Below are 16,189 nucleotides of genomic sequence, written 5' to 3' on the forward strand. Positions count from 1 at the left end.
ATTATTAAGGCGACTTTTCACTGGCTATGAATTTTTCGATGTAGGAACGGCGACTTCTGTTCACATCGACTTTTACTCCATTTTTGAGTTTCACAGCGCTTAACGAAATATCCTTGACATAATCCTTATGGTACATCACCGAGGATGTTACAAATAAAAAAATATTCAAACGTTCGTAGTCTTGATAGAAAGCCTTTAGCGATGTACGCATACTTCCCAGTAAATAATAATGACCGGTAGGATCCAGCCCATAAAAATCGATCTCATTTCCTTCCCGCTTCTCCTCTTTGACTTTACGCTTAACCCTGACGATATCTTCCAGCGCCACTCTGGTCAATTCCCTTACCGGATGCCCGGCATGCTCCTTGTCGTCATCCTTCTCTTCTTCGATCCGTTTGTCGTGGGGTCGCCTTACCAAGATAGAAATAGGGTCCTTCAGCCGCCAGGTTTCCCGTTTTTGTAAATCCCGTACCAACTCATGAATATCCTCCTGGAACAGGGGCTTCTTGAAAAAAGCATCCGGACGGACATCGTGTCCCTCTTCGGCATGTTTTTCCCGGTAATCCGAGCATAGGATGATAAAGCGGACATAAGGGCGTAACTTACTTACCCCCTCGGTACCCAACATACCGTCTAGTTCGACATCCAAAAATACAAAGTCAACTTTTACTGGACGGTTCTTCAATGCTTTTATTGCGGCTTCGACAGAGGTGTAACACTTCTTCTCCACATGGAACAGTTTTGTCCCCATAATCACCCGTCTCATCTGCTCCTGAACAAGCGGGAGGTCTTCTATAATAATTGCTGAAAACGTAGACATTCTGGTTTCTTGTTTTACTAGGTTGTACCGCTAATTTACAAAAATCCTCATAAATGTGTCGGTTTTCACCAACAGTATAGCCGATCAATGCTGTAAAAGCCATATTTACGGTATTACAAACAACTAAACACATGAACATAAAAAACAAATCGCTACGTTACACTGCCCTCATTGGCGGTGCATTTTGCCTATTTCAGACTCTTCCATTTTTAAGAACAGAGTCCCAGCCACAGACCGTCGAAGTATCCGACGCTTTACTTCAGGTTCGTCCCGACGTTTTCAAGACCAAGATTCTTTTTTCCAGGGATGAAGCGGCCGCCGTTGCCCCGGCCGTACAAGCAATTATGGATCAGGAGTAAGCATAACGGTGAGCTGGTACCGCCGTCTGTTGTCGAAGTGTTGGGAGTTACACATTCTCATCAGCGTATTGTATAACCTTGCGCATTTGTCGAGCAGTACATTCGTTGTCGCGTGGGGTGTAGCCCCGTACTTCAACAGGGTATGGGAGCCTATGAAAACCACATCGTTTGTAGCGCGCTACGCCGAGTGGACCGGTATCCATGGTGGATACAGTTTTTATAGTCCTTCGGTAGCGAGTACGTACCGCAGCCACTTCCATATTGCCGACCCTAATGGTGAACTGCATTACTACAGTCATCCGCTATTGCGCAGCCGTAGTTCGAAGATCCGCTACCGCAGCTTTATGGACCATCAGCAGGTCTGGATAGCCGCAAAAGAACATAGCAGTGAAGTGGACACGGCTTTTGCCTACGCGGTACAACGGTCATTAACGATGCAACTGGCCAAACGCTATCCTGGCAGCCCGGTCGTACACCGGATTATGGTGCAACATATACCGTCACTACGGGAGCATACCGAGCAGATGGAACTGAAAAAGCAATTAATTAACCTTAAGACATACCGATATCAATACGACAGCCTACATAACCAATTGGAACCGCCTATTACCGCAGGGGATCGGATTGATCCTGGGCTGGGAGATGATCCAACTTTGGCCCGATTTACCAATACTGTATGGACAGGATGGGATTATCGACAACCGTTTGCTCCAGTTGCACCAATCGGATACAGGTTGGAACATCTATATGGCAGCAGATTATCTTCGATGTATTGCGCTAGCCTACCTCTTCTGTTGTGCAGCGATGACGTTGCAATATCGCAGTCGCCTCTTCAGTTTTCTCTTATTGATACTGCATCACGGGCTGTGGATCAATGATCCCAACTGGTCTTATGGCGTAGACTATCTGGCACAGACCGGCCTGCTGATCTGCTGTCTTTCCTCCACATCTCCGTATACCTTAAAACTGTTACGTTGGCAGCTCACGGTGGTGTATCTGTTTGGTGGATTAGGCAAAGCCATCGGCGCGAGCTGGTACGATGGAGAGGCGCTATGGCGGGCCGTACAACAACCCTTTCCCGGAGCCCTGTTCTCTATTCCGACCAAGTGGGGAGGTTATAAGGAGATCTGGATAGTAAGCGGTTGGTTTGTTATCCTGCTTGAGATGTGCTATCCTTTGATCTGGCGAGCGGGTTGGTACCGCCGTGCTCTTTTAGTAGGCATTATCGGGCTACACGGTGGCATCGCCTTAACCATAGGATTGTACCATTTTGCGAGCCTCATGATCTGGTATAACCTATGTGCTTGGTACTTCCCTTACAAAAATACGATCATTTCCAATTATTCACCCCTTGAAGGCGAGGCGAGGTATCTCGCAAGTACGATCCCTTCTGCACCGCCTTCAATACAAGGAAAGGAGGCTAAAGTCTCTGTAGAGACTACGCAAACATCGCCGATCAGTTTGATGGCGAAGAGAGCAAAAACCAAACACTAAACAAAAACTAACGAATTATGAGCAAATATTACAGCAAAACAAAGGCGTTTAACCTGCTCTTGAACTATTGGTCTAAACATCGACCAATAAGCGAGGAACACGCACTGTGGTTAAAAGAAAACTGCACCGCGCATATTGTCAAAAGTGAACAGATACTCTATGTGGAAGGCGATCGCCAAAAGAAAATCTATTTTGTTTCGGAGGGAATCCTAGCGCGGCGGAAGCTTACTCCCCAAAAAAAGAAACAGCAACTCTTGGCTATAGCCCCGCCAAGCTACGGTCTATTTACCACTAAGCACACGCATAGCCTAACGCCGGCGGAAGGCGATATCATAGCCTTACGTTCCGGTCTCCTTGTGTCCATTCCATATACCAGCTTAGCACTTGAAGGCTTCAATCACCTTGGACTGGATGAATTTTCCAAACAGCTGGTCAATAAGAAGAAGGCTATGCTGGACAAATTGCGCCCCTTAGCATTCGAGCGGGATGCTATGCAACGTTATCTGCGCTTTGCCCGTGATTTACCAGAACTCTGTTCTATACTATGGCAACAGGAACAGGCCGATTTAATCGATGTATCTATCAGCACTGTACAACGAGGCTTTAGCCGTTTGTAAAAAATCACCCCAAATCTCTTTCTCTAGGAGCATGATCTCGGGCAGATTTTATTACCCAACTTTGAAAAGTGAGACATCGATATAAACAATATAGCGAAGTAGCTAAAAAATACGGTTGAGCGTATCGGGATGGTAGCCACTATTCCGGTGGTAGAGTTTCGACAAGGTAGACAACGGCAGTGAGACCGGCTACTGCTATCCGCCGATACGTTGGTTGGTCACGGATGTCGAGACATAGGGACGCGGGTACGGCGATATAGTACAAATAAAGCCAATGGGCAGGCTGCGTCGAAGACGCAGCCCAGTCCGGGGCCAGATAAAAAAAATGTAGTAAAAGAAAAATGAACAAAATATGAACCGCTATCAGACAGTGATATTAAAAAGCAAGGCTGTCCTCGTAAAGTTAGAGAGGCTTGCACAGTCCCTATGGACAAAGCTGCATGGGCGGTACATATCGAGTTGTGGTGTGCAGGAACGTATGGTATGGGTACTGCTATGCACGCACGCCTATCTTTCTCCCTGCGCTCCGCAGAGAACCGCGAATAGAATCAAGTATCCGCGTAAGCATGCGCTTTTCCGGCGTGTACTGCCGACAATTTAAAACACGGGTCAATCGCGTTTCGGGGAGAAATGCCTGGCCGATACGGAACCCTCCGTTGTAGACCACAGAGGCAAAACGAGGTATGCAGATACAATAAAAAATAATCTATAAACTTTAAACATCATTATTATGATTACATTAAAAAGCAAGGGGCTATTTGCCTCACTAGCATTATCAGTTTTATTTATGGTCGGATCGGTAGCTACAGCTCATGCAAACGAGCCCGACAAGGAGAAAGAAAAAAAGAACCAGCCTAAGGTGGAAGCTAAAACGCTTGCGCCGCAGTGGTTTGTTTATTCGGCTTCTAGCCACCCGACAAATGCATCGGATGCTAAAAACCAAAATAACTACACACCAGTAGGCGATCCTTCCGATCTGTGTGACGGTGCAACAAATTTGTGTGCTATTTTAGCCGAACCAGATTTGTCAAATCCATCAAATCCACGTCCACTTATAACAGGACAACAGATCGAAACGGAAATTGACAATTATTTCAGCCCTTCATCGCCACATGATGAAGAAATGATCGTCCAAAAAAATTAAAAAAAGGCGGAGCAGTTCCTTACAACTGCTCCACCTTTTTATTTATCCGCATTTAGTAAGATCTCCTCTCCCTTCAAAAACCGCTGCAAATTCTCCTCGGTCACATATACGCCGTTTGTCAGATGTTTTACCACTAAGTCTTTATCTATCCAGACAGCATAAGGTACGCCCTTTCGGGGGAAATGTCCTTTAAGTAATCGATCACCCACTACAGGTACGATTTCAATCGTCTTGGTAATCGGATTCATATCCCAAAACCTTCGGATGCTAGCACTATCCTGACTGGTCACCAACAATACCTCTAGTTCGTCGTTATATTTTTCCTGATAACTTTGCAGTTTAGGCATACCTGCGATACACGTGCTACACCATACAGACCAGAACTCAATTATAACATTTTTTCCTCTTATAGAGTCATATTTTAGACGGTGACCATCCAAAAATGAAAGCGAATCAAAAACCGACACAGGCAGTTTCTCTCCTATTTTTATCTCTTGTCCATACAATTGCGGGAGCATTCCCAGTACGATGACAGCTATATACACTAATTTCATTATTTCTACCTTATTATTTCAAAAAAACAAGTACACTTTGTGGAATCGGGATATACATTTTATCCGCGGTCAACCGATATGTTTTATCATCCAATCGTCTTATGGATTCGATTTTATACATATCGTCCGTCGCTAATCTTCGTATATCGATCCAACGACACCCCTTACGAATGAGTTCCTTCCTTCGCTCTTTTAAAACTATAGCTAACAATTCCTCATTAGGCGTAAGTTCGTAAGGAAAAGATTGGTTCTTTAATAGCCTATGTTCCAGAAGGCTCTTTAATGTCATTTTTGCATCAACAAATTTACCCAGGCGGGCCAAGCATTCTACCTTGATCAAATAAATATCGGGAAGAAGTACGCCCCAGAAATCATAACCCGAACTGTTGCCCCGTCCGTCGTAGTCACCTTTGAATTCTACCCACCCTTTCGCATTCTTCACATAAAAAGCTTTCTTTCTGAGATCTTCATCCCCGTAAGCAGAATACAACAGTGTATCTATCCTGCCTATAGTCCTTGCTAATAATGGAGAGGTAGCCGATCTCGCCTGGAAGATCACTTCCTTATTGAATCTCGGAAAAGGCGCCGCTGCATTTAGGTCAATCGTATTAAGGTCGATCAGTTCGTTTTTAATTTCTAGACAAGAGTCGGCATATGCCAAGGCTTCCGAGTATCGCCCCAAATCAAGATAAACTTTGGCCAACATACCATAAGCCGCAGGTTTTGACGGCCGGGATACAATCATCGGCTCATTAGGCAATAGTGAGGTAGATGCATGCAAATCGGTTAAGATCTGCGCATACGTCTGATCCAGCGAAGACATCACGGTAGGCTCGCTGTAACTACTTTTAAGTCTTAACGGTATACCTTGATCACTCCCACTTACCAATTTCGGATGAGGCGAATGATGTACAGCTACCATATAGTTTCTATAGCCTCGAAAAAAGAATGCCGTTCCCTTAATCCGGTTATAGTTTTCCCTATCCTTTTGGTTGATAACAGTAGCTTGGTCGATTCTCTCCAACACCGTGTTTGCAAATAAGATCGAACGGTATTGGCTATTGATTATATCGCGATAATCGACTTCATGCTCCCAGATATAGGAATCACGCTGTTCCTTAGACGCTAAGGCTTGCCAATCTTCCGTTGCAAGGTAGTAGTCGTCACTAAACACTGCTGAAGACAATGGATAATTATTGTTCATAATGGCATAGCTATCCATTAGTCCTCCTAAATCTTCCAGACTTTCAGGTATATCTATAGTTTCATCCGGCTTTTTTTCCAGAAAAGCTGAACAGGAAGGACACAGCACAAGACAAGTCATTAGAAATGGTAGAATCGTCAAGATCTTCATGTTTATTTTTCTCATAATTTTAAAAGTTAGTTTTAATGCCAAAGCTCCATTGTATTGACGGTCTGAACCCGTCTTTAAAATCAGGGTCAACTCCTTCCTTATTGCTTTTCCACCATACCCAATTGATCTGGTTTAGATTACAAAACAGATCGACAGGTTGTAAACCGCGCCGAATAAGCTTGTTCATATTTATCTGATACGACATTTGCATGTCATTAAGACGAATACTTGAGCCATCCAATACGGTCGCATCCGAGTTTAGGTAAAATTGATCTCTCCTCGTATTGATGGGATACTGCAATGAAGGGACATCTGTCGTTTGCTCATCGCCAGCTTTCTGCCAACGTCTTAACACGTCCGCATGTATATCATTATTGCTAAACATTCGTTCGTAAAAGATGGAGTTCTTTCTGAATTTATGCCCTAATCGATAGCTCACATTGAAGGAAAAGCGAATATCACCAAAGGAAAAACGGTTCAATATATTACCAAAGCTTTGAGGAACTGCAGTACCGTTATAACTTTGATCCAATACAGGACTCAATACCAGTCTGCCATAGTCGGAAGAGACAGCCCCTTCTACATAGCCCTGTGGGTTTCCCGTTTCAGGATCGAGACCTGCCCACTTAAAACTAGTAATAGCGTATGGATGATATCCTTCCAATATCGAAAGGACGCTACCGTCACTGACAAACCCTATATACGTTTCCAAGCCAGCTCCTAGATATTTTGCAACGGTATACTTTGCCAGACTATATTGCGCCAATACATTCCAGTTCAGTTTTCCAAGCCGCAAAACATCGAAATCTAGAGACGCGTCGATACCACTTCCATCTATATGCGCCGAATTTTTTGGATTGGAAGTATAACCCGTTGTCGGGTCCGTTGGTTCAAATGCTATCACATCCCTTGCTTTCTTTTCATAAAACTCTAAATTCCCCCTTAGCCTCTTATCTTTTGTAGAAAAACTAATACTGGCATTTAGTGTACCTATTTCTTCCCACTTAAAGTTTGGATTGTACCCACCCATAATGCTTGTTGACGGAATTTGTGTAATCTGTAGGGAACTTGCAGAATATCGTATTGTTGGAAAAGCAGATACCGACTTATTGATATTCCCACTCTTTCCGTAAGTAACACGAACGTCGAATTGGGAAAAGGGCAAATTAAAAAATGGCTCTTCGTGCGCTTTCCACAAGGCCCCCGCAGACCACAAGGGGTTCCACTTTTGATTAGTCTCGACGCCAAATAGATTGGACGCATCACGTCGCGCGCTGAAGCTTACGGTATAACGATTATATAAACTATAGTTAATATTGGTATACAATGACACATTTCTATCGTTGCCTGCCCTATAGCTTTCTAAATAGGGTATATATTGGCTACCTGCTAAATTGGCAAATGTCGGATAGAGCGTCTGGTAGTTAATTGCCGTATGATTCCATTTCTCATTAAAGCCATATACCCTATTCTCGCTATTCAACGTCCGAGACATCGATATCTCCCCGCCTAATAAAACATCCAAGCCATGCGCAGCCCAATTCTTGTTTCCTGTAATCTGTGTTCTGAAATGATGGACGTAATTTCTTTGATCCCCTTTATCAAGAATCCCTTCATTGGGGATCTGATAAATCGGGCTACCATTTTGGATGCGCGTGAACCTATTGACCAGATCTCTTACTAAATACGTCTCCTCATCGTAGTAAAAATGCCGATTGTTGGTCATAAGCGACCCCCGATAACTGACAGCAGATGTAATAAAATCAGCGATTTTATATTTAAGTCCGACATCAGCAATGATATTTCGCTGGTTGCTGGTGCGATCTGTAGATCCTGATTCCCTCAGCGGGCTGAACTTCCAATCGTGCAGCAAACCTTGACCTGCCGTGTCGGTGAATATTTTTCGATAGTAGATATCCCAATCTGCGGGATTGCCCGTATCATCCAAAAAAGTTAGATACGGTGATAACCTTTTTCCGTTGACATTCAAACTGCCGTAGCTCCCAAGGCCATTTATGCGGTTCTGTGCGTCCATTAATCTGACACCAAAATTAATCTCTAGGGAAGCGTTAGGTCGAATGGTATTGTTGAGCATAAAGGACAAGCGACGACTGTCGTTGTCACGGATATTTTCAAGACCTTTTTCATAACCAGCTGTAAATATCGTCATGCTTTTTTCGCCTCCATAATGCAAAGAAAAATTAGTACGGACATTCTGTGCTGTCCTATATACATGATCCATGTAACCTTGTCTGATATCGCCCAAGCCCCATTTGGATACCTGAGCTTGAACATCCTGATCGGTCACCTTTCCTCTTTTTTGATCCAACAGCAATTCATACAAAGGAGAAAGAGCAGGCCTGCGAAAATCGGCCGTATCTGCCAGCCCATGTCCAAGTGAAAACATGTATTGTTCAAAACCTAGGAAATAAGCTGTAGATAGAATCTGCCTATTGTTCATTAGGTTAGGTCTAGCCATTAGTGTAGTATTGGCATCGACAGTAGTTTTTAATCCCGGACGTTTTACTTTTTTGGAATTCAATACGATTACGCCATTTCCGGCTCTTGCCCCCCATATGGATGCCGCTGAGGCATCCCGGAGGATATTGACGCTTTCGATCTCTGCCGGATTGATATCATCCAGATCACCTTCATACGGAAAGTTGTCCAATATAATAAGCGGTTTCGCAACGTCTTCACGCAATGCGTACATTCCTCTTATCTGAATACGCTGATCATTATCACCCCTACTTTCTACCAAAAAACTCGGACTCACAAAACGTAGCCGCTCCGTCATAGATCCCGACACGTTGAGCTGCAGGAGCGTACTATCAATAATGACAAACGAACCCGTTGCATTACTTCGTTTAAGGCGCTGATATCCGGTATTCACCACCTCAACTTCTTCAATCTCGTTTTCGGCTGGCTGTAATCCAATTTCTAGTATTGTAGTCGTTTCATCGTAAGCAAAAGATTGCTCGGCAAACCCGATATGTTTAATAATTATCGTTCCGTTGGGCTTATCCACTAAGATGGCAAACTTACCTTCTGTGTCTGTACGTGCTTGCAGCTTATCCGAACTAACAGAAGCATTCGTTATCGGTTGCCCGTCGGCAGCCGAGCGTACCACTCCTCCGAGGGTACGGCCCGACTGCGCCTGGGCACCACTAAACAACACACATATAAGACCTAGTATGAAGCTGAACAGCGTTCTGCTTTGGTTATTATTTGATCTGAAAAGATGAGATAGCCGCTTCAAATAGCACAGTCCTCTCCCACCCTTAAAAAATATATTCATTTTTTTTAAGGTTAATGGCGTGACCTGTGCTTTGCCTTCGCTAGAGTTTTATAGCGCTATTCACTTCTACCTAAGCCTACAGCTCAGGCCACCTATAAATAATTTGATTGATTAAAAATCGAAATGCGGTTTTATACATCATCAGGTTAATTTCGGTTATCTTACACGCATTCATCGATTGAGATGTCCGCAAATGCGGACAAGCCCTGCGGAGCTACTCCGGGGCGGTTTTTAGATTTTTGTAAAGTTGTTTTTTTGTAATTTTCATAACTCACTTTTATTTAAGTGAGTCTCGTGATTGCAAGGAACTATAGCCGGGCTCCTATCAACCGTACTGTTAGCTTCCGACGGCTTAGGAACGGTAACGATAGGGCCCACACGCTATAGCGTATATCAAAGATATACAAAATATTGTAGTGGGCATTAAAACCTATCGCCTCGTCCTACTGAAATGTCGGAATTCACAGTCGAGACTCTTTTAGTCTAATGCCATAAATTGAGAAAATCAATTTATAAAGCAAACATAAACAATACTTTAATTTAAAACAAATTTTTTCTATTACATTTTATAAAACCAATATAAACGACCTTGCTTTTATGAAGCAAGTCGTATATGTAAACTCAATTTCCCTCCATATAATAAACATGATCCGCCTATTAAGAACATATTTAGGATTCAGCACGAGAGATATCCAAAAGATACTTGAATTGGAAGTTGATGGAAATCTGTTGGGAGCAATAGAGAGTAGCAAAAACACTGCGAAATACCATGATCAGCATCTGAATAAACTGGCACGAGCGTTTACCGAAAAATCATTCGAATTAGGTTATAACATCACGTACACCGTCAGTGACTTTTATCCTCCTGCTAGCTTTAAGGAGGAAATGGTCAAAAAAATTATTATCAAGATAGAACCCACAGAACTGGGACCGACGGGTACGCTTCATTTACTTTTAGTCGAAAATAATGACCTATTCTTTGACGAATGGCATACGTCAAAAGAAATCGCACACTATTGCGGTGCGCAAGCTGGAAAAAACTGGGAAGCGAAGGATTTCACCGCCGTGATCGATAACGCTACAAAAAAGGGTACGCTTATAAGAAAGAGTGAGGACGAAGCGCTATTTAAAAGACCATAAACTGAATTTCAGATGGCCAAACCAATAAAAGAAGATAGTCAGACCTAATTTAAAACCTTGTAAAATGCTTCATATCTAGCGGTTCGGTTTGTATATGAAAAGCATTTTAGCTAAATTTGGTATGTAAACTACATAACTATGAATGTATTATCACTTCGAGAGCAGGTTAAGAGAGGCTCGATGGCTGTGAAGGCACTCAGGGCTAGCCGATTGAAAAGCGGATTGCCCTTCATGATTAATGTGAAAGGTATGGAAAGAAAACTGTGTTATATGGAATATCCTAATGGTAAAATACATCTGGTAAAACAGTCTAACAATGGCAGTGATTTTGAGACGATGCATATTTTGGACGAGTCGGAAACAATCCAGTTTAGACACCGTTTCGACCTATATTAATGCCCGAGCTTTTTGTAATAACCGGGTCTAACGGAGCAGGCAAATCTACCGTAGGACCGAGTTATTTTCCTGACAATTTACAGGATGTTTTCGATGGGGATAAGCTTTATCTGGAGAAAAGATCGGAACTGTGGAGATCAGGCCTACGTGTACAAAGAGAACTAACCAAGCAGGCATCAGAATTTGTAGACCGCACATTTAACTCACTAGTAGAAACCGCCATTTCGCACTCGTTAGACTTCGCATATGAGGGGCATTTTTCAAAAGATGCAAGTTGGGATGTGCTACACCAATTTAAAAACGAAGGATACATTATACATTTGATTTTCTTTGGCCTTGATAATGAAGAAATTTCGTCGGACCGTGTTCTGATCAGAGCTCAGGAAGGAGGACACTATGTTGATCCACTAACCTTGAGAGAAAATTATTTCGGAAACCTCAATCAAGTCGATGATCGATACCTGTTATTCGATTCGTTAAAAGTAATTGATACCTCTGAACTTGAACATAAGGATTTGGTATTTATTTTAAATGGAAAAGTGGTAGAAGCCTTGGAAATCTCCCAACAGCCAAACTGGCTAATACAGTATATGCCTAATATCGCTCGCTTGGCGGGATTCAAATGAACACTACGCTAACAATTGGTTGGAATTTACAGTTAGTTTCAAATAAATTTATCTAGGTTTGAAGCGACAGCATTGATGCTATGATTAACAAAAAATCAAAATACCTTGTTACTTTTCCTGCGTTCTCGTTTGACAAGATTGCCCTATATTATAAAATCAGGAAAGAAAAAGGAATATCAGCATTTGAGTGTTCTTTTCTGCTGGGCAAGCATAACTTTTTTATACGGGATACCGAAAACCCTTTTAAGCCGACACTGATTGATCCGGAAGATAGCGCACAGATCGGGAAGATTCTCTTACTGGAAGACTACAACCCGCCCGTTACTCCTCTCGATCTGTATAAACTGAATGTTGAAGAACTCAAGATCGACCGGAAGCGAATAAAACGGGTTATAACAATAGAAAGCGATCAGGATCTACCGAACAAGTACCTGGAAATCTGCACGGAGGAAAAGGAAGATGAGCTTGAAACACCTCTATTTCTTAGTGCCTATGCAGAAGTACAAACTGCCTTTAGAGAACTACTGGAGCAAGGATATTTCAATCATACGCGCACAGCCTTGGAAATTTTTGAAACATTTAGGGCGATGGATCAATTTGGACCAAACTTCCATCCACGGTATCTCATCCAGAACATCCGCTATTTTGTCAATAAGAAATCTGGGGAACCTATTCTCGACAACAGCCGAACCAATCTTTTTTCAAGACGATTATTCGTTAAGCCTATAGACTTCACTATCGACCGGGCCAAAGGCGAGGTTTCCAACTCATTTGCAGCGTTGGGTATAAATTCTTTTAGCGAGGCGGCTGATTGGGTCAGCACTTTAAATTACCGGCGAAACACCGATAAAAACAACCCACTATGTTTATTCGAAGACAACTGCGGCACCTGTAGCACCAAACATGTCCTACTGAAAAGACTGGCCTATGAAAACGGACATCCAGAGCTGCAATTGATGCTGGGCATATTTTACATGACCGCCAAAAACACGCCAGCTGTTAAAGACGTGTTAAAAAAATACAATCTAAAATATATCCCTGAAGCTCACAGTTATATTCGCGCTTACAACTATATACTCGACTATACCGGCATCGGTATCAATGAAACCAAATTTGAGCTTGAACTACAGGCTGAAGTCGAAATACAAGCAGACAAGGTTACGGATGCTAAGGTGTCTTACCATAAGGATTATCTAACAACATGGATCAAGAAAAATGGAGTTTCATACGATCTTGATGAATTATGGAAGATCCGTGAGGAATGCATAAAAGCAATTACACGTCGCAGTGCTACGTAAAGATGCTACTTAAATATCCATCCACAGCTGGCACAGGTTTGTAACCCAGTCTCTATAACCTCTTGTCAGTAGTCTCTACTTTTAAGTTGCAATTCCAGTAGCAACTCCACTGCGTTTGTGTTACAGGTACTAGAAGGAATAAAAGCATCACCGAGAGCCGAAGTTCTTGAAGATCTGGACAAACTCTACAAGCACCTTAGCACAAAGGACACTACCGAAAAACCGTCATCAAAAAGGTGTGGGAGGAGTTTAGAAAATAATTCGTATATTTGACTATAAACCTTAAGCACAAGGGAATATGACAACGATAACTGCAAAAATATCAAATGAGAAAGATGTAAAAGTTCTTAAGGAAATCTTAGAACGTTTCGGCATCCAATATATTATTGATGAGTCTGCTGAGGATTATACATTTTCGAAGGCACAAATTGCCGATTTTGAACGTTCTCAACTGGAGTTTCTAGAAGGAAAAACCACAGCTAAAAGCTGGGATGATATAAAAAAAAACTAGATCGTGTATACTCTTAAGCTATTAAAAAGAGCCGAGAATGAACTGAATAACTCCTGCGATTGGTATGAAGAACAAAAAAAGGGTCTAGCTCGTCGTTTTCTCAAAGAGTTGGAAATCCGTTTTAAGTTAATAACCTAGAACCCCCGACTATACCAAATCCAAGGTGATGGGAACTTGCGTCTCGCTCCCCTCAAAAAATTCCCATTCGTTATTGTCTATTGGTACGACGAGGCCTTAGAAATAATATTCGTAGTTTCAATTTTTCACACAAGTAGGGAACCTATTGTCTAGTTTTGCTGTGGCAAAAAAAACTGTAGCGTTGATCGAAGTTATCCAAAGACCATCCGTAAGAAAAGCAGATAAGCCAGACGTCTATAAGAAGATAAAGGCCGAAAGTAAGATCTCTTTCACGGTAAGTGAATTGGAGAAATGCTTAAAAACACTCTGTGGTAGTCGCTGTGCTTTTCTTGAAAAGATTCTCTATTGATGGGATTTTGAAGTATTGGAGGGATGTAACACCATGCCATCTACCAAAAAATATTCCCCGCCCATTTTATCAAACCCCTTGATTTTGGGCCTAGCCGGTAAAAAGCTGTTTATTTCATCTTTAGCTGCGGAATAGGCCATGCGGTTGGTAGTCGAGATATGGGTATTGGTATACGCTATCTCCGAGAAAGGACGTACCGCGGTCCCCTGGATATAGGTCTGGGCCTTTGTTGCTAAGGTGTACAAAATGCCTGCTATCAATATCATTAATATTTTATAACTTTTCATTTACTTTTTTATGTGGTAAATTTAATTACAAGGACTAGGTGTAGATTATGAATCTTACGGAATGTAATAGCACATTAGTTTATATTTCATTGGTAGTAGCTATCAAACGTAAAGATAGATTGGATTCAATATCGATAGAATAATTTTAAGTCGCAACCCGCGCTATCCTGTATATCGAAATATAAAAAGTAGTAATAAACCAAAAAAAACTTGCTACCGTGAGCGTTCAAATCGTTCAACGAACAGGATAGCGCAGGTTGCTAACCTTCACAATCTTTCCTATCTTGAAAATCACTGCTTCCAATTAGTGCTCAAGCTGATCAAAGTATAATCCACACCCATGATAAAAATAGTCTTTTCCTTTTTTCTCCTAATTGGAATCAATCCCCTATATGGCCAACACATCGAACAGGTTCTTCGAGATGCCCGAGAACATCATGAACTTAACCTGCAGGAAAAGCTTTACCTGCACCTCGACAAACCAACTTATACGGCTGGTGAAACGATCTGGATCAAAGTGTACTGTACAGTGGGTGTGGAGAATCTGTTATCAAACTTGAGCGGCATCACAGATATCGAACTCATTGACCCTGCACACAACATTGTCAGTGCCATAAAGATACCATTGGTCATGGGGATGGGCATTGCCGATATTCAACTGAACGATACCATCACCGAAGGCTCCTATCGATTACGTGCCTATACCAGCTGGATGCGCAACGCCGATGAGCAGTTCTTCTACGACCGTACGCTGCACATCAGCAATGGCAGATCGGACAATGTCCTGACCGCTACCACTCTCCATGCCAACAACGAAAAAGGCACTACCTATGCTGTGGACCTAAAGACGATGAGCGGTGTACCGCTCCAAGATATTCCCGTGCAGTTCGAAGTGTTGCACAATGGAAAGGTCGTAGAGAAAAAAAAGCAACAAACAGACGGCGGCGGTGTCACGACGGTGCTGCTTAACCATAAGTATGAAGATGCTATCATACGTTATAGTTTTGAAACGCCCGAGAAACTTACCATAAACAAGTTCATCAAGCCCCTAAACATCCGGACGCAGAACTGCGTGCAGCTCCTGCCCGAGGGAGAATGATCCCTGTACAGGGTATAGAAAGTATCGAAGTATTACGAACAATGCCTTACAAATTTGCTTATGGAGCTCAAGATGAAAAGAGTATGATCTTCGTTATTACTACCAAAGAAGGCGGCGTGTCCTTGAACAAGGCTATAATTCCTAAAGGAATATTGACGATTACTCCTACGGGGTTATACGCAGACAAAACCTTTTACAAACCTACATATGAAGCATCAGATAATACAAACGGAATTAAAGACCTTCGTACAATGATACACTGGGAACCCAGTATCGTTATTAATAAATCCGGCAAAACAAGCTTTGAGTTCTATACCCCAGATACAACAGGAACATATCGGATTATCATCGAAGGAATAGATATCAATGGTAGAATTGGAATAAAAACTGTGGATTTCAACGTAAGAGAAAAATAATAAGTTAAGAACCAAGGTTCGGTTTGTAAATGCAAAGCCTTTTAGCTTAATTTGGTATTAAAACTAAACAACTATAAATGTACTATCACTTCGAGAGCAGGTTAAGAGAGGCTCGATGGCTGTGACGGGTTATAACAATAGAAAGTGATCACAATCTACCGAACAAGTACCTGGAAATCTGCACGGAGGAAAAGGAAGATGAGCTTCTACTATATGGTTGTCGCTAGATACGCATTTCGTTATCTTTGGGTGTTATCTATAATGCGAATCGTATATTAGTTATGAAAAA

At 42.3% G+C, this 16,189-nt stretch carries 16 protein-coding genes; 11 read left to right on the forward strand and 5 right to left on the reverse strand.

Features of this window, described 5'->3' with window-relative positions; all coding sequences use genetic code 11:
- Positions 1 to 4: 4 nt before the first annotated feature.
- Positions 5 to 820, reverse strand: coding sequence for a response regulator (locus FAZ15_RS04470; protein WP_136900133.1), 816 nt, complete (start codon positions 818 to 820; stop codon positions 5 to 7).
- Between the two features lie 367 nt (positions 821 to 1,187).
- Here FAZ15_RS04470 and FAZ15_RS04475 point away from each other — a divergent pair, with 367 nt between their 5' ends.
- The 4 genes from FAZ15_RS04475 (at position 1,188) to FAZ15_RS04490 (ending at position 4,434) form a co-directional block, all read left to right on the forward strand.
- Positions 1,188 to 2,057, forward strand: a complete 870-nt coding sequence (locus FAZ15_RS04475; protein ID WP_136900134.1) for a hypothetical protein — start codon at positions 1,188 to 1,190, stop codon at positions 2,055 to 2,057.
- Complete coding sequence (locus FAZ15_RS04480) at positions 2,026 to 2,673, forward strand: hypothetical protein (RefSeq protein WP_136900135.1); 648 nt, start codon at positions 2,026 to 2,028, stop codon at positions 2,671 to 2,673. The genes FAZ15_RS04475 and FAZ15_RS04480 overlap by 32 nt, the downstream gene beginning before the upstream one ends.
- Before the next feature lie 17 nt (positions 2,674 to 2,690).
- A complete protein-coding gene (locus tag FAZ15_RS04485; protein WP_136900136.1) occupies positions 2,691 to 3,290 on the forward strand; it encodes a Crp/Fnr family transcriptional regulator in 600 nt (199 codons plus the stop codon).
- A 730-nt stretch (positions 3,291 to 4,020) separates the two neighbouring features.
- Positions 4,021 to 4,434 carry a hypothetical protein gene (locus FAZ15_RS04490; protein ID WP_136900137.1) on the forward strand — a complete coding sequence of 138 codons (414 nt, stop codon included), beginning with the start codon at positions 4,021 to 4,023 and terminating at the stop codon, positions 4,432 to 4,434.
- Positions 4,435 to 4,472: 38 nt separating this feature from the next.
- Here FAZ15_RS04490 and FAZ15_RS04495 read toward each other — a convergent pair whose 3' ends face one another.
- The 3 genes from FAZ15_RS04495 to FAZ15_RS04505 are packed head-to-tail and all read right to left on the reverse strand — an operon-like array spanning position 4,473 to position 9,640.
- Positions 4,473 to 4,988 carry a TlpA family protein disulfide reductase gene (locus FAZ15_RS04495; RefSeq protein ID WP_136900138.1) on the reverse strand — a complete coding sequence of 172 codons (516 nt, stop codon included), beginning with the start codon at positions 4,986 to 4,988 and terminating at the stop codon, positions 4,473 to 4,475.
- A 13-nt stretch (positions 4,989 to 5,001) separates the two neighbouring features.
- Positions 5,002 to 6,357 carry a RagB/SusD family nutrient uptake outer membrane protein gene (locus FAZ15_RS04500; protein ID WP_136900139.1) on the reverse strand — a complete coding sequence of 452 codons (1,356 nt, stop codon included), beginning with the start codon at positions 6,355 to 6,357 and terminating at the stop codon, positions 5,002 to 5,004.
- A 4-nt stretch (positions 6,358 to 6,361) separates the two neighbouring features.
- Entirely contained in the window at positions 6,362 to 9,640 is a 3,279-nt protein-coding gene (locus FAZ15_RS04505; RefSeq protein ID WP_136900140.1) for a TonB-dependent receptor plug domain-containing protein, read from the reverse strand.
- Between the two features lie 645 nt (positions 9,641 to 10,285).
- Here FAZ15_RS04505 and FAZ15_RS04510 point away from each other — a divergent pair.
- From FAZ15_RS04510 to FAZ15_RS04530, 5 genes are all read left to right on the forward strand, one after another.
- Entirely contained in the window at positions 10,286 to 10,780 is a 495-nt protein-coding gene (locus FAZ15_RS04510) for a hypothetical protein (RefSeq protein ID WP_136900141.1), read from the forward strand.
- 138 nt (positions 10,781 to 10,918) lie between these two features.
- The gene (locus tag FAZ15_RS04515; RefSeq protein WP_136900142.1) at positions 10,919 to 11,176 is read left to right on the forward strand and encodes a hypothetical protein; all 258 of its coding nucleotides are present in this window, start codon (positions 10,919 to 10,921) and stop codon (positions 11,174 to 11,176) included.
- Complete coding sequence (locus FAZ15_RS04520; protein ID WP_136900143.1) at positions 11,176 to 11,802, forward strand: zeta toxin family protein; 627 nt, start codon at positions 11,176 to 11,178, stop codon at positions 11,800 to 11,802. Before FAZ15_RS04515 ends, FAZ15_RS04520 begins: the two co-directional genes overlap by 1 nt.
- An 80-nt stretch (positions 11,803 to 11,882) precedes the next feature.
- The gene (locus FAZ15_RS04525; RefSeq protein WP_136900144.1) at positions 11,883 to 13,100 is read left to right on the forward strand and encodes a hypothetical protein; all 1,218 of its coding nucleotides are present in this window, start codon (positions 11,883 to 11,885) and stop codon (positions 13,098 to 13,100) included.
- Between the two features lie 298 nt (positions 13,101 to 13,398).
- Positions 13,399 to 13,611, forward strand: coding sequence for a hypothetical protein (locus tag FAZ15_RS04530; RefSeq protein WP_136900145.1), 213 nt, complete (start codon positions 13,399 to 13,401; stop codon positions 13,609 to 13,611).
- Positions 13,612 to 14,091: 480 nt separating this feature from the next.
- Here the strand turns inward: FAZ15_RS04530 and FAZ15_RS04535 are convergent, their stop codons facing one another.
- Positions 14,092 to 14,385 (reverse strand): hypothetical protein, encoded by a 294-nt coding sequence (locus FAZ15_RS04535; protein ID WP_136900146.1) that lies wholly within the window; start codon positions 14,383 to 14,385, stop codon positions 14,092 to 14,094.
- A 340-nt stretch (positions 14,386 to 14,725) separates the two neighbouring features.
- Here FAZ15_RS04535 and FAZ15_RS04540 point away from each other — a divergent pair, with 340 nt between their 5' ends.
- Both FAZ15_RS04540 and FAZ15_RS04545 read left to right on the forward strand, forming a co-directional pair.
- Positions 14,726 to 15,484: a hypothetical protein gene (locus tag FAZ15_RS04540; protein WP_136900147.1), complete on the forward strand. Its 759-nt coding sequence runs from the start codon at positions 14,726 to 14,728 to the stop codon at positions 15,482 to 15,484.
- A complete protein-coding gene (locus FAZ15_RS04545; protein ID WP_136900148.1) occupies positions 15,481 to 15,900 on the forward strand; it encodes a hypothetical protein in 420 nt (139 codons plus the stop codon). The genes FAZ15_RS04540 and FAZ15_RS04545 overlap by 4 nt, the downstream gene beginning before the upstream one ends.
- The last annotated feature ends 289 nt before the right edge of the window (positions 15,901 to 16,189 follow it).

The organism is Sphingobacterium olei (assembly GCF_005048855.1).
GTDB classification, from domain to species: Bacteria; Bacteroidota; Bacteroidia; order Sphingobacteriales; family Sphingobacteriaceae; genus Sphingobacterium; species Sphingobacterium olei.

Excerpts from the sequence above, each read along its gene's own strand:
- FAZ15_RS04490 (WP_136900137.1), top strand. The coding sequence starts at position 4,021 with ATGATTACATTAAAAAGCAAGGGGCTATTTGCCTCACTAGCATTATCA.
- FAZ15_RS04485 (WP_136900136.1), top strand. The coding sequence starts at position 2,691 with ATGAGCAAATATTACAGCAAAACAAAGGCGTTTAACCTGCTCTTGAAC.
- FAZ15_RS04510 (WP_136900141.1), top strand. The coding sequence starts at position 10,286 with ATGATCCGCCTATTAAGAACATATTTAGGATTCAGCACGAGAGATATC.
- FAZ15_RS04545 (WP_136900148.1), top strand. The coding sequence starts at position 15,481 with ATGATCCCTGTACAGGGTATAGAAAGTATCGAAGTATTACGAACAATG.
- FAZ15_RS04530 (WP_136900145.1), top strand. The coding sequence starts at position 13,399 with ATGACAACGATAACTGCAAAAATATCAAATGAGAAAGATGTAAAAGTT.
- FAZ15_RS04470 (WP_136900133.1), bottom strand. The coding sequence starts at position 820 with ATGTCTACGTTTTCAGCAATTATTATAGAAGACCTCCCGCTTGTTCAG.
- FAZ15_RS04500 (WP_136900139.1), bottom strand. The coding sequence starts at position 6,357 with ATGAGAAAAATAAACATGAAGATCTTGACGATTCTACCATTTCTAATG.
- FAZ15_RS04535 (WP_136900146.1), bottom strand. The coding sequence starts at position 14,385 with ATGAAAAGTTATAAAATATTAATGATATTGATAGCAGGCATTTTGTAC.
- FAZ15_RS04520 (WP_136900143.1), top strand. The coding sequence starts at position 11,176 with ATGCCCGAGCTTTTTGTAATAACCGGGTCTAACGGAGCAGGCAAATCT.
- FAZ15_RS04495 (WP_136900138.1), bottom strand. The coding sequence starts at position 4,988 with ATGAAATTAGTGTATATAGCTGTCATCGTACTGGGAATGCTCCCGCAA.
- FAZ15_RS04525 (WP_136900144.1), top strand. The coding sequence starts at position 11,883 with ATGATTAACAAAAAATCAAAATACCTTGTTACTTTTCCTGCGTTCTCG.
- FAZ15_RS04515 (WP_136900142.1), top strand. The coding sequence starts at position 10,919 with ATGAATGTATTATCACTTCGAGAGCAGGTTAAGAGAGGCTCGATGGCT.
- FAZ15_RS04540 (WP_136900147.1), top strand. The coding sequence starts at position 14,726 with ATGATAAAAATAGTCTTTTCCTTTTTTCTCCTAATTGGAATCAATCCC.
- FAZ15_RS04505 (WP_136900140.1), bottom strand. The coding sequence starts at position 9,640 with ATGAATATATTTTTTAAGGGTGGGAGAGGACTGTGCTATTTGAAGCGG.